Origin of the sequence: Mucilaginibacter gracilis, assembly GCF_003633615.1 — a bacterium.
Lineage (GTDB): Bacteria > Bacteroidota > Bacteroidia > Sphingobacteriales > Sphingobacteriaceae > Mucilaginibacter > Mucilaginibacter gracilis.
Genome location: NZ_RBKU01000001.1, coordinates 109,955 through 122,685, shown reverse-complemented (window position 1 = coordinate 122,685; position 12,731 = coordinate 109,955). Strand labels below are relative to the sequence as shown.

General features: G+C 46.3%; 8 protein-coding genes. All 8 read left to right on the top strand.

All coding sequences use genetic code 11. From position 1 onward, the window contains the following. Window positions 1-2: 2 nt before the first annotated feature. The 8 genes from BDD43_RS00450 (at window position 3) to mobC (ending at window position 12,610) form a co-directional block, all read left to right on the top strand. Window positions 3-1,415 carry a RagB/SusD family nutrient uptake outer membrane protein gene (locus tag BDD43_RS00450; RefSeq protein ID WP_121195628.1) on the top strand — a complete coding sequence of 471 codons (1,413 nt, stop codon included), beginning with the start codon at window positions 3-5 and terminating at the stop codon, window positions 1,413-1,415. A gap of 26 nt (window positions 1,416-1,441) precedes the next feature. Continuing rightward, window positions 1,442-4,099 carry a S9 family peptidase gene (locus BDD43_RS00445; protein WP_121195626.1) on the top strand — a complete coding sequence of 886 codons (2,658 nt, stop codon included), beginning with the start codon at window positions 1,442-1,444 and terminating at the stop codon, window positions 4,097-4,099. Between the two features lie 11 nt (window positions 4,100-4,110). Continuing rightward, the gene (locus BDD43_RS00440; protein WP_121195625.1) at window positions 4,111-5,616 is read left to right on the top strand and encodes a thioredoxin family protein; all 1,506 of its coding nucleotides are present in this window, start codon (window positions 4,111-4,113) and stop codon (window positions 5,614-5,616) included. A gap of 30 nt (window positions 5,617-5,646) precedes the next feature. Next, the gene (locus BDD43_RS00435; protein WP_121195623.1) at window positions 5,647-8,241 is read left to right on the top strand and encodes a glycoside hydrolase family 2 protein; all 2,595 of its coding nucleotides are present in this window, start codon (window positions 5,647-5,649) and stop codon (window positions 8,239-8,241) included. A 182-nt stretch (window positions 8,242-8,423) separates the two neighbouring features. Next, window positions 8,424-8,786 (top strand): hypothetical protein, encoded by a 363-nt coding sequence (locus BDD43_RS00430; protein WP_121195622.1) that lies wholly within the window; start codon window positions 8,424-8,426, stop codon window positions 8,784-8,786. A 174-nt stretch (window positions 8,787-8,960) separates the two neighbouring features. Next, window positions 8,961-9,458: a BfmA/BtgA family mobilization protein gene (locus BDD43_RS00425; protein ID WP_121195620.1), complete on the top strand. Its 498-nt coding sequence runs from the start codon at window positions 8,961-8,963 to the stop codon at window positions 9,456-9,458. Window positions 9,459-9,490: 32 nt separating this feature from the next. Then, window positions 9,491-10,438: a DUF5712 family protein gene (locus BDD43_RS00420; RefSeq protein WP_121195619.1), complete on the top strand. Its 948-nt coding sequence runs from the start codon at window positions 9,491-9,493 to the stop codon at window positions 10,436-10,438. A gap of 99 nt (window positions 10,439-10,537) precedes the next feature. Further along, window positions 10,538-12,610 carry a conjugal transfer protein MobC gene (gene mobC / locus BDD43_RS00415; RefSeq protein WP_121201826.1) on the top strand — a complete coding sequence of 691 codons (2,073 nt, stop codon included), beginning with the start codon at window positions 10,538-10,540 and terminating at the stop codon, window positions 12,608-12,610. Window positions 12,611-12,731: the final 121 nt, after the last annotated feature.

Sequence of the window (12,731 nt, the reverse complement as noted above, 5' to 3'; positions counted from 1 at the left end):
AGATGAAAATATTCAAACCTATACAAGCCCTCCTGTTCCGGGTATGCTTGCTGACCCTTTGTTTTTCCGGGTGTAAAAAATTCGTTGAAATCCCGCCGCCTGTTACCGCTGTTACCGGACAAAATGTTTACAATAATGACGCGACCGCGACAGCCGTACTCAAAGGCGTATATATCCGGCTTTCTGAATATGACACAGGGGGCGGCATTAACCAGATGGGTATCCGTTGCGGGCTTTCAGCCGATGAGCTGAAATATTTCGGGACCGATGTGCTGTTCCAGAAGATCTATGTCAACCAGCTATCCGCCGTGGACTACTACGCGTTCTGGGAAAATTCCTTTACCTATCTCCAAGCGGTAAATTCGGTATTGGAAGGTTTAAAGAAAAGCCAGGGTTTAACGCCTTCGGTCAAAGCCCAGTTACAGGGTGAGGCGCTGTTTGTGCGGGCCTTTCTGAATTTTTATTTAGTCAACCTTTACGGGGACGTCCCTTTGGTGTTAAGCAGCGATTACCTGCAGAATTCGAAGATGGCAAGGACGAGTTCGGACCTGGTTTATAAACAGATCGTATCGGATTTGATAAGCGCCAAATTGCTATTGCAGGATAGTTATGTGGATGGAAATTCAAATGCTTCAGCGGACGCGGAAAGGGTTAGGCCCAACAGGGCTACGGCCTCCGCTTTGCTGGCCAGGACCTACCTTTTTACCGGCCAGTATGCACTGGCTGAGCAGGAAGCCGGCGCCGTCATCCAGGACCCGAAGTATAAACTGGAAGACCTGGGAAACGTGTTTCTACGTCAAAGCAACGAAGCGATCTGGCAACTTATGCCCGTAGACCCTGCCTGGAACACCAATGACGCCAGGAGCTTGTTGTTAACCAGCGACGGGCCGGACGACGCGCAACCGTTTGCCCTTAACGAACGCTTGATAGCTGACTTTGAGTCGGGTGATCAGCGCCGGGCGGCTTGGGTAGATACGGTTACGGCCGGCGGGCGGCTATATTACTACCCTATCAAATACAAGGCGCTGTCAGCGCCCCCGGCGGCTGAATACTATATGGTGTTCCGGCTGGCCGAACTTTACCTGATCCGAGCCGAAGCCCGTACGGAATTGGGAAACACAGAGGGCGCCGCGGCCGATCTGAACGCCATCCGGGCCCGGGCAGGGCTGGCAGCCACACCGGCTGCGGCACCGGCTGATCTGCTTGCGGCGGTCCTTAAGGAAAGGCGGGTGGAGTTATTTACCGAATGGGGGCACCGATGGTTCGACCTGAAGAGAACTAAACAGGCCAACACCGTGTTGCCTAGCGTTACCGCTGAAAAAGGAGGCACCTGGGATAGTCATGACCAGTTATACCCTTTGCCCCTTTCGGATATCAAATTGAACCCCGCGCTGATCCAAAATCCCGGTTATTAAATAGTTCACCTTAAAAAAATTAAACGATGCTTGTTAGATTAATAACACTGATGATAGCGGTATGCGCTTTGCCCGCCTCTGCCCAGCAGGCAGCCAAGCCGCCACTGGATTACAAAATGTATGACCAATGGACACGTATTGAAGGCGGCCGTATCAGTAACGACGGGAATTACCTAATGTATGCGGGCATTAAAAACACCGGAAGCTCTTTGCTGATCGCAAATCTAAAACAGCGCCGTAGCCAAACCTTCCCTTGCCCGGATGCATCCAGGGGATTTTTTACAACAGATAGCAAGATGGCGGTAGTCCCTATTGGCCGGGACAGTTTGTGCATTTTGGACCTTGGCAATAATACAAAGCGATACCTGGCCGGCATCCTCGACTTCGTACATTTCGGCAGCGGCGCAGGGGAAGGGATGGCCTGCCGGTTAAATGATACTTCAAAAACATTAAGGGTAATGCGGTTCAAAGACGGCACCAGCCGGTACTATCACCAGGTCAACGATGTTTATCTCGCCGACGGCGGCAAAGCAATGGTGTTAAATCAAGTTTCGGATGCACCCAAAGCCAGTCAGACCGTATTGCAATGGCTCGACCTGGAGACTTATGCAATGACCTCTATTTGGACGGGCCCCGGTATATCAGCTTTTTGTTTTGACCGAACCGGTGGAAAATTTGCTTTTATTAGCCAGGGAAAGGACCAGGAGGGAAAACAGCGCGAACTCTGGATCTATCAGCCAAATACAGGCAATATTGCCAGGCAATTGGCTATTAAGTCGTTAATGCCAGCTAATTACTATTTGGACGGCGCTATGCCCTCGTTCAACAAGACTGGTGAATACGTCTTTATCGGGTTGTTTTCACCTCCGGCGCCCGCTGATCCTAATTTCGACTATAATACCAAAGCGCTGAGCGTCTGGAACTATAAAGATTCGGTATTGCAAAATGAGCAAATGAACAACACGACCCTGCACATCAGCGCGGTGGTAAGCGTAAAGGACAGCATACTGTTAGTATTGACAAAACCAGGGGAAACCATAAGTGCGGAACCCGGCACTGTGAATAGCAAAGTCCTGGTAAGAACAAATTTCAGTAATGACGCCGACTGGCTGGAAGCCAATCGCTGCGCATTGTCTGTAGTAGATCTCCGAACCGGAAAAAAAGATGTAGTTAAAAAAGAGTTGATCCTCGCTAACGGAGCGATTTCGCCGGATGAAAAATATATCCTGTATTATGATGGTTACTCCGGCGGCTATTTTAGCTATACGATCAGTTCAGGGAAACTGGTTAATATTTCATCGCAAGTCCCGCAGAAGCTCGCCGATGAAGAAGGGGACCATCCCAGGCCGCCCATGAACTATAACAACAGTTATAACTGGTCGGCCGACGGGAACAGCGTGCTGATCTATGATCGCTATGACATCTGGCAGGTAGATCCTGCCGGTGTGAGAAAACCGTTGAATATCACCAAGGGTTATGGAAGATCACACCAGGTCGTATTCAGGATACTGGCCGAACCCTGGAATACATGGACGGGCAACAACCGGGTTATACTCAGCGCCTTTAGCCTCAAAGATAAATCCACTGGCTTTTTCAGGCTTTCGGCACGAGGCGCCGATCCGGAATATTTGATAATGAGCCCGCACTTTTACCATGTCGAACCACTTTCCCCAAATTCGCAGGTCTTCTATAATTGGCCGGTAATTAAGGCCGCTAATTCTACTAGGTATATCGTGACCCGTTCAAGTGTTGCGGAAGCCCCGAATTATTTCGGAACCAATGATTTCAAATCGTTCCGGCAAATCAGCGACAATGCCCCCCAGAAAAGGTATAACTGGATGAGTTCGGAATTGATCAAATGGAATCAAAACAACGGCCGCCTGACCGAAGGTATTTTGTACAAGCCCGAAAACTTTGATCCTTCAAGGAAATACCCGATGATCGTTTATATCTATGAACGGATCGCCAATGAACTGAATTTATGGCACGATTTTGAGCAATCCAGCGGCGACCTGAACATCCCTTACTATGTCAGCAATGGTTACCTCGTCTTTACGCCAGATATTTATTATAAAGTAGGCGAACCCGGCAACAGCGCCTATGAATCAGTAGCCAGCGCCGTGGATTACCTGCGGTCAAGACCATTTATAGATATGGAACACCTGGGATTGCAGGGGCATAGTTTTGGTGGCTTTGAGGGAGGGTATATCGCAACAGTGACTGACCTATTCAAAGCAATATCGCTTTCCTCCGCCCCATTAAACCTGACCAGCGCGTTCGGGCAAAGCAGCTACACAAGGAGCATGACCCAACAATACCAGTTAAGAATGGGGAGCACGCTCTGGAACAACCTGGATGGCTATCTCCGTAATTCTGCTTATTTCCATGCGGACAGGATCCATACACCGCTTTTATTAAGAGCAGGAAAGGAGGATAATACCGTGCTGCCACAATCGTCCCTGGAAATGTTCACGGCCTTACGGGGGCTTGGTAAAAAGGCCTGGCTATTATATTATGAGAACAGCGGGCACCAGGGAGGGGGAATGGATTATACTATCCGGCAGGAACAATTTTTTAATCATTACCTGAAAAATAATCCTGAACCTGTCTGGATGTCGCGCGGTGTTCCGGCCCGGTTAAAAGGCACAGAAACGGGACTTGAAATCGACACAACGAAAAACTAAAACGGACTACCATGAAACGAACAACAATCCTATTGATCTTGTTTACTTGCATTTCGGTGCAATTAAACGCACAGGGAATAAATTTCGATAACAGCGGTTCCTGGAACGAGCTCAAAGAAAGGGCTAAAGCAGAACAGAAGTATATTTTTGTCGATTGCTTTGCCACCTGGTGCGGGCCCTGTAAGGAAATGGACCAGAATGTTTATTCTTCCGCAGAAGCAGGCAACGCTATAAATTCTAAATTTATTGCGGTCAAAGTCCAGCAAGACCGGCTGGCCATTGATGATGGTCATACTAAGGCTTGGTATAACGATGCAGCACTTATCCTTAAAACCTACCATGTGGATGCTTTTCCGACTTTTTTGTTTTTTACGCCGGAGGGCGTGCTGGTGCACCGGGCATCAGGAGGTTACGATCAGGCAGGCTTTATTGCCCTGGTGGCGGACGCTTTGGATCCGCAAAAACAATATGTTCACTTAATTGAAGGCTTTCGTCAGGGATTAATAACTAAAAATTTGTTAGGAAACCTTGCAATTAGCGCGAAATACGCTGGTGACAATGTGCAGGCTAAAGAAATAGCCGACAGTTTAGTATCGAAATTATCTGATTCGGAATTGATATCAAAATCGAATATAGAATTCTTGCAAAATATTGCAGGCGACGACCTGGCCTGGCTAAAGGAGAAATCAACTGCCTATCTCGCTAAATTGGATGAGACGGCTGTGGCCACGCCGGATGATATTTACTTCATTTTGAGCGTTGGGAAAAATGAGCAATTGGCTGAAAAAGAGGTTGATAAATATATAGCCGCTATGCAAACAGACCAGGTGTTTACCCGGAGCAATATTGAATTTATTAGCAGTACGATAACAAGTACACACGGTATGGCTTTTGAACTACTATATGAGAATACCAAGAGAATCGACCAGGTAATGGCAGTTGAGTCATTTTCGCAGTTTACGCTGGATGCATTAATAATCAGGGAAACGGTCAGGCCTTTTATCGCTGAAGCTGAACGCAGGGGAGTTGCCGATTTAGACTGGAAAAAAATTTACACGGAAGTCAAAAAACGCTTTGATAAGGGATATGCCGACAGGGTACTGGTGAAAGCGAAAGCAGCTTGGTACTTTAGTAAAGGCAATGCGGCACAATTTGCCAAATACAAAATCAAAGAACTCGATTTGACCGCGGGCAGGAATGTTAGGTACCAAAAGGGCAATGTGGCCTTTGACCTGAATAATGACTGCTGGTTGGTATTTCAAGGGAGCACTAAAAAAAGTGAATTAAACAGGGCGCTCTACTGGTACGACCAACTTTTTAAATATGCTCCCGATGAACGGAAATTTCCAAATAACCTGGACACTTATGCCAACTTGCTTTATAAGGCCGGCAGGTTGAGCGAGGCGATAGCACTGGAAACCCAGGTGGTTAAGAAGGAACCTGGCAACAGCGATTTCGCGGAAAATCTGGCAAAAATGAAAAGAGGCGAAAATACCTGGCCAGGCGCCGGAAATTAAAATATATAAAAACTTAACGTATCAACCAAAATGATCGCAAGAAAAATCCTGCTTCTAGCGGTAGCCATGACCGTTTTTGCCATTGCCGACGCACAATACATATCCCCGGCAATTTCCATTCAAACCCGCTGGGCAAAAGACGTTTCACCAACAAATGCATTAAAGGAATATCCGCGTCCGCAATTTGTACGTTCCAACTGGACGAACCTGAACGGCCTATGGAACTATGCGGTAACTATGAAGGACGCGGAAAAGCCTTTGGGGTTTCGAGGAGAGATATTGGTGCCCTACCCTATAGAAAGCGCGCTTAGTGGCGTTAAGAAAGCATTGCAACCTGATGAAAACCTCTGGTACAAAAGAACCTTTACAACAAAAAACAAAGGAAGAACCTTGTTGCATTTTGGCGCGGTTGACTGGCAAGCGACGGTATTTGTGAATGGCAAGGAAGCAGGGCAGCACACGGGCGGTTATACTGCATTCACGCTCGACATCACTGATAAATTAAAAACCGGGAACAATGAACTAATGGTAAAAGTCTATGACCCGTCAGACCAGGGCATAGGCCCTCACGGCAAACAAGTACTGAATCCGCAGAACATCTACTACACCCCGACCTCTGGAATATGGCAAACCGTATGGATAGAAGAAGTATCGGAAACCTACATTACCGATCTGAAACTTACGCCGGATATCGATAAGAAAGAACTTGCAATAACCGTTAATCAAAATCAGCAAGAGGAAGGATTGGAAATCGAGGCAATCGTATTCGAAAAAGGGAAACAAATTGCCGTATGGCATAGCAATCATAATTCTGGAAACATTGCCATTCCAAATGAACATTTGTGGTCACCCGGCGACCCCTTCCTGTATGATTTAGTGGTGAGGCTGAAACAAAACGGTAAGACAATCGATGAAGTAAAAAGTTATTTTGGTATGAGGAAGATATCAATTGCAAAAGATGAAAAAGGCATAGACCGAATTTGCCTAAACAACAAACCCTATTTCAACTTAGGCACCCTTGACCAGGGCTTTTGGCCGGATGGCTTGTATACCGCGCCTACCGATGAATCACTTAAATTCGACATTCAGGCGATCAAAGCTATGGGCTTTAATACCATAAGGAAACATATCAAGGTAGAACCTGCAAGGTGGTACTATTGGGCGGATAAGCTGGGTATGCTGGTCTGGCAGGATATGGTTAACCCCAACCAAAGTTTACCGGAAGGAGCAAAACAGGAGTTTGAAAATGGCATGCACGAGGAAATGGAGCAATTGCATAACTATCCTTGTATTACCACTTGGGTATTGTTCAACGAGAAATGGGGACAATACGACCAGGAACGGCTGACCAATGAAATGAAAGTGGCTGACCCCAGCCGAATAGTTGACGGCCATACAGGTGAACTGCTTTATGTGAATGGCCAGCTAAGATCACCCAGCCCAAATGCATACATCGGCGCAGACATGACCGATGTACATGCCTATCCCGATCCGATGATGCCGATCAAACAGGATGGCAAAGCGCAGGTCGTAGGAGAATTTGGCGGTATCGGCGTATTCATACCCGACCACCAGTGGAACAGTAGTTCTGCATGGGGTTATATCCAGGAAAAACCGGCCAGCTTATTAGGCAAATACCGTATCATGGTCCAGCACCTGAAATTGCTGGAAGAACAAGGCTTATCAGGAAGTATTTATACCCAGCCATTTGACGTGGAGGGCGAACAGAACGGTATCATGACCTACGACCGGGAAGTGATCAAAATGCCATTCGCAGAATTACGAAAGATACACAGCATCCTTAATCCTGATGCAAACACAAACGTGCCTATCGTAACCGCAAAAGACGCTGACCTGACCGACCCGAACCTAAAATACAGCTTACAATTGGACGAATACCTGAAAGGTAACCGCGAACCGGCTTACCTGAAAAAACTGGCTATGATGGCTAGTCAGGCAGGCGACAAGGACGGCGCGACCATGGCATCGAATGATTATATCGCAACTTTAAAAGAACCCTATTCTAAAGAAGATTTGGAGTATATCATGCAGGTCACCAATCATACAACTGAAAAAGGCTTTGCCATTATCCAGCAAAATGCCGAAAGCATTGATAAAATGCTTTGCACCAGGCAGGCACAGGCAAAGATGATGAACATCATCTTTGCAGACAAAATACAGGCCGCTGTGAGCACCCCGAATCAACAGCCTGATTGGAATGCCATCAGCGGCGAGGTAAAAACCTACGGCCCTCCGGGTGAGGAAATCTTCCTGCGCGCCAAATTCTTTTATTACATGAACGCGCAGGAATGGAACAACTATGTTTTAGCTGGAAAAGATTATATCAGTAAATATGGACGAAACTTACAGCCGATAGAACTCAATCAGTTTGCCTGGACAGCGTTTGAAAAAGTTAATGAACCTGAATTGCTATTAGCCGCAGCCGAATGGAGCAAGCTATCCACCAAAGACAAAGAAGACCCGAACATGCTCGACACGCAGGCCAACCTGCTGTATAAAGCGGGTAAAAAAGAGGAAGCTATCAAATTAGAAGAGCGCGCAGTAAGTATTTCCGGCAACCCTGAACTGAAAGCTACATTAGACAAAATGAAGTCTGGTAAATAGCAAATTAAACAAGCTGCTTTTTTAGTTTATATAGTTAGTTAATAGTAAGTGCGTCTGCCCTCGAAAGAGAGGCAGGCGTTTTTTACATAAACAGGGTAGGTTTTATTTTTCTCACCCCACCCCAACCACCTTTGCAATCCCCCTAAAAATCACCCCTCACCTTTGGCTCAAACAACAGAGCCATGAATACCACCAAACTACACCACGTAAAAAGTTTCAATACCGCCATTGCGGACGGCCACGAGCCACGCCTGTACAGCTATCACAAAGAAGATGTCCCGACAGGCGAATACCACGTCAGCCTCGACTTCATGATCTGGGCGAAGAATATAGCAGGCGTTGACCTGTTTTGCACCGTCACCCAAACCGGCCAGGCCATCCGCCTCACCGTATTTCGTGACAGGGACGAAGACTACAAATTGCATAACGTCTATGTGCCCTTAATTCCACCCGGCAGCACCCTGTCCATACAGGTAGAACTCAACGGCAGAGAGAAACCCGTACTGCACAAAATTACCATCATCGAAGAACCCGAAAGAACCTAAAGGAGCGTCCGTTTTTCGCAAGAAAAAACGGAGCAAGCCGGAGTTGGACTGACGGTCCAACTCTTGCCCTGTACGCCCGGCGAACAGGGTTTGCAGTACACTCCGGGTGTACTGTATAACTGCAATAGTATAAAGAACCGCAAAAAAAGTACACGGCACGGTACACGATAGCCTATGGAAGACACCAATATTAAAAACATCCGCTTCCCGGTAGAAACCGATCAGCAGCTGATCAAGCTTGCCGAAAAACTGGGCCGGACAAAGCTTACGGTATTTAAGCAAATGACCGAGTATTTCTACCGTTCCAGAAAAGATCCGCTGGACTTTAATGATGACCTGCTGAAGAACACCATCGTTAAAGGCCATCAAAACCTGACCGGTTTTATCAAAGTGCAGGAACAAACGCTGCTCATGCCGATGAAGCAGGATATAGACCGTATGATCGGCTCCCAAAAGAAGATCCTCGAATGCTTCAATAAACAAATCCTGGAACATAACAGGCAAAGCGAACAGCAATTGTCAGCATTGCAAAATCAATTAACAGCCAGTCAGCAAAGTAAGGAGCAGTTGAAATCACGTTTCGTATTCCTTTTGGATAGCTATGCCAAAGCCGGTACGGTTGGTAAAGAGGAGCTATTAAGAAAAATAAAAGAACAAATTAAATCACTATAAAATATTCCCCCTTTAGGGGGTTAGGGGGCTATATGTTTATCAATATCACAGCCAGCGAGACGGGCAACAATAAAGGCAGCAGCGGAGAACTAGTACATTATTTGGAAAAGGAAAACCGGCTGGCCGCAAAACAACAGCCGGACAAAGAATCCGAACGCTGGTTCAGCAATGGCAGGACAGATATCCAACCGCATGAAGTCCGCACAAAGATCGACAATAACGTTGCCCAACTGTTAAAGACCGACGCCAAGTTCTTCCTGGTTAACATCAGCCCGAGCCAAAAGGAATTGCGGCATCTGTCAGAGAAGTACGATATTACTGATCGCGAAGCACAACTCAAAGTCTACGCTGAAAAAGTGATGGATGAATATGCCCGTAATTTCAAAAGGCCGGGGATCAACAGCAGTAAACACCTGGTATGGTTTGGCAAACTGGAACATTACCGCTATTACTCCTACAAGGACAAAGAAGTACGGCAAGGACTAAAAGAAGCCGGGACACTAAAAGAAGGCGACCAGCTACATATTCAGATTATCGTTTCCCGTAAAGATGCAACCAACAAGATCAAATTAAGCCCACAGAATAAATCAAGGGGCAGAAACCAGGCACACTCTCAAAAGGTCGGACAGTTCGACCGGGTGGCTTTTAAAGCTTCAGGGGAACGTATTTTTGATCAAACCTTTGATTTTGACCGGGGACTGGGCGAAAGCTTTCGTTATGCCAATGGCATTAAGAATGGTACGGCAGAAGAAAAGCAAAACCTGCATAACGAAAAAGCCGCCGAAACTTCTACAGTGAAACGAATATTTGCGCCAACACCAGCGATAAATCAACAGCCAGAACAATCTACATCAATCAATGCCAAAGATTTATTGGAAGCCCTCTTGATGCCAAACAGGGACGATGCCGTAAGCAACCTGTTAGGCCGGAAACGACGCAAACGAAAAGGACAGGAAACCGACCAGGAAATGAGTTTATAAAAGAAATATTTAATCACAAGAAAAATATGCCTTGCCGTTCTTAACCATCCTTCTCCTTTGGAGAAGGTGGCCGAAGGCCGGATGAGGCTGGAGGGGCTTATGCAAACCGGAGAAGACACCAACGGACTACGAAAAATCATTGACCTGACACGCGGCATCAGTATCGCCATACTTTGCCTGCATTTTTATATCGCCTGTTACCAGGTCTTTGCAGGCTGGCATTTTACAGCGAATATTACAAATCATCTTATGGCCAATATCGCCCGCACTAGCTTATTTGGCAGCCTCTGGAAACCCAAATGGGCGGCCTTATTATTACTGGCGGTATCGCTGGTTGGTTCCAAAGGTAAAAAGGATGAAAAAATCAGGTTGGATATGTTGCTGATTTACATAGCCGCCGGATTGTTATTTTACCTCGGCGGGATCATGTTCCTATACTTACGGGCGGGCCACACTTTTATCGCGGCAACCTATATGGCGGTCACTGGCTTGGGTTACCTGCTCATCCTGACCGGCGGCGGACGGTTGTCGCGTTTATTAAAAGCCAACCTAAACAAAGATATTTTCAATAGGGAGAACGAAACCTTCCCGCAAGAAGAACGGCTGCTGGAAAATGAATATTCCATTAACCTGCCCGCCGTTTATCGTTATAAAGGAAAAAGCCGAAAAAGCTGGATCAATAATATTAATCCGTTTCGCGGATTATTGGTGGCTGGTACCCCAGGTGCCGGTAAATCCTACTTTGTGATACGGCATGTCATTGAGCAACATATCAAAAAAGGCTTTGCTATGTTCCTGTACGATTTCAAATACCCCGATCTTTCGGTGATCGTTTACAACGCATTGTTAAAATACAAACACAACTATAAAGTCAAACCAGGCTTTTGGGTAATCGATTTTGACAACATCCAGCACCAGTGCAACCCGCTTCACCCGGAAAGCATGGAAGACATTACCGATGCTTCGGAATCATCAAGAACAATACTGTTAGGGCTCAACCGGGAGTGGATACGTAAACAGGGTGATTTCTTTGTGGAGAGCCCAATCAACTTCTTAACCGCAATCATCTGGTATTTGCGTAAATATCAAAACGGTAAATACTGTACCCTGCCGCATGTGATCGAATTGATGCGAACGGAGTATGATAAATTGTTCCCGATCCTGATGGAAGAACCGGAAATAGCGGTATTGGTTGACCCCTTTGTATCGGCTTACCGGAACAAAGCCATGAACCAGTTGGAAGGCCAGATCGCCAGCGCCAAGATCAGTTTGGCACGTTTGTCTTCGCCTAAATTATACTATGTGTTGAGCGGTAATGATTTTACGCTGGATATCAATAACCCGCAGGAACCCAAGATCGTTTGCATCGGTAACAACCCGCAGAAACAACAGGTTTATGGCGCCGTGCTCTCTTTATTTGTTTCCCGGATGATCAAACTGGTTAACCGCAAAGGACAACTTAAAAGCAGTTTACTATTTGACGAGTTCCCAACCATTTTTATTAATAATATGGATAGCCTGATCGCAACCGCTCGTAGCAATAAGGTAGCCACTACATTGGCCGTACAGGATTTCAGCCAGCTGCGAAAGGATTACGGCAAGGAACAGGCGGATGTCATACCGAATATTATAGGCAATATTATTTGTGGCCAGGTCACAGGTGATACGGCCAAGCAGCTTTCGGAACGTTTTGGCAAGATCGTGCAGGACAGGACAAGTTTATCTATTAATAGTTCAGATACTTCGGTAAGCAAATCAACGCAACTGGACCATGCGATACCAGCGTCAAGGATTTCGGCTCTTTCATCAGGTGAGTTTGTGGGGATGGTGGCAGATGACCCGGATAATAAAATTGACCTGAAGCTTTTCCATAGTGAGATCCAGAACGAACACGATGCGATCAAAGAAGAAACGGATGCCTATGAACTTATTCCACAGGCAAGGGTGGTAACGGAGGAAATGATCCTGGAGAATTATGAGCGCATCAAGGAGGAGATCAGGGAATTGGTGGAAACGGAACTGGAGCCACTTTTGGAAAGAGAGAAAATAGCTTTGGAAATGGAGAAGCAAAAGCAACAGGAAGAAAAAGTAAAAGAGGAAGCTGAAAAGCAAGTAGCGGAGGTCAATAAGCCGAATGAAAAGTTGCCGCCGGTTGAAGGGTTGACGATGTGACAAAAATCAGATCGTCAAATACCCGCAATATGTAAATTGAATTTGTCGTATTAAAGTACCCCGCATCATAAGGGACTAAACGTGTCTTGGAAAAATAATAATAATCCAGCATTGACTTATT

Excerpts from the sequence above, each read along its gene's own strand:
- BDD43_RS00450 (WP_121195628.1), top strand. The coding sequence starts at position 3 with ATGAAAATATTCAAACCTATACAAGCCCTCCTGTTCCGGGTATGCTTG.
- BDD43_RS00440 (WP_121195625.1), top strand. The coding sequence starts at position 4,111 with ATGAAACGAACAACAATCCTATTGATCTTGTTTACTTGCATTTCGGTG.
- BDD43_RS00420 (WP_121195619.1), top strand. The coding sequence starts at position 9,491 with ATGTTTATCAATATCACAGCCAGCGAGACGGGCAACAATAAAGGCAGC.
- BDD43_RS00445 (WP_121195626.1), top strand. The coding sequence starts at position 1,442 with ATGCTTGTTAGATTAATAACACTGATGATAGCGGTATGCGCTTTGCCC.
- BDD43_RS00435 (WP_121195623.1), top strand. The coding sequence starts at position 5,647 with ATGATCGCAAGAAAAATCCTGCTTCTAGCGGTAGCCATGACCGTTTTT.
- BDD43_RS00425 (WP_121195620.1), top strand. The coding sequence starts at position 8,961 with ATGGAAGACACCAATATTAAAAACATCCGCTTCCCGGTAGAAACCGAT.
- BDD43_RS00430 (WP_121195622.1), top strand. The coding sequence starts at position 8,424 with ATGAATACCACCAAACTACACCACGTAAAAAGTTTCAATACCGCCATT.
- mobC (WP_121201826.1), top strand. The coding sequence starts at position 10,538 with ATGCAAACCGGAGAAGACACCAACGGACTACGAAAAATCATTGACCTG.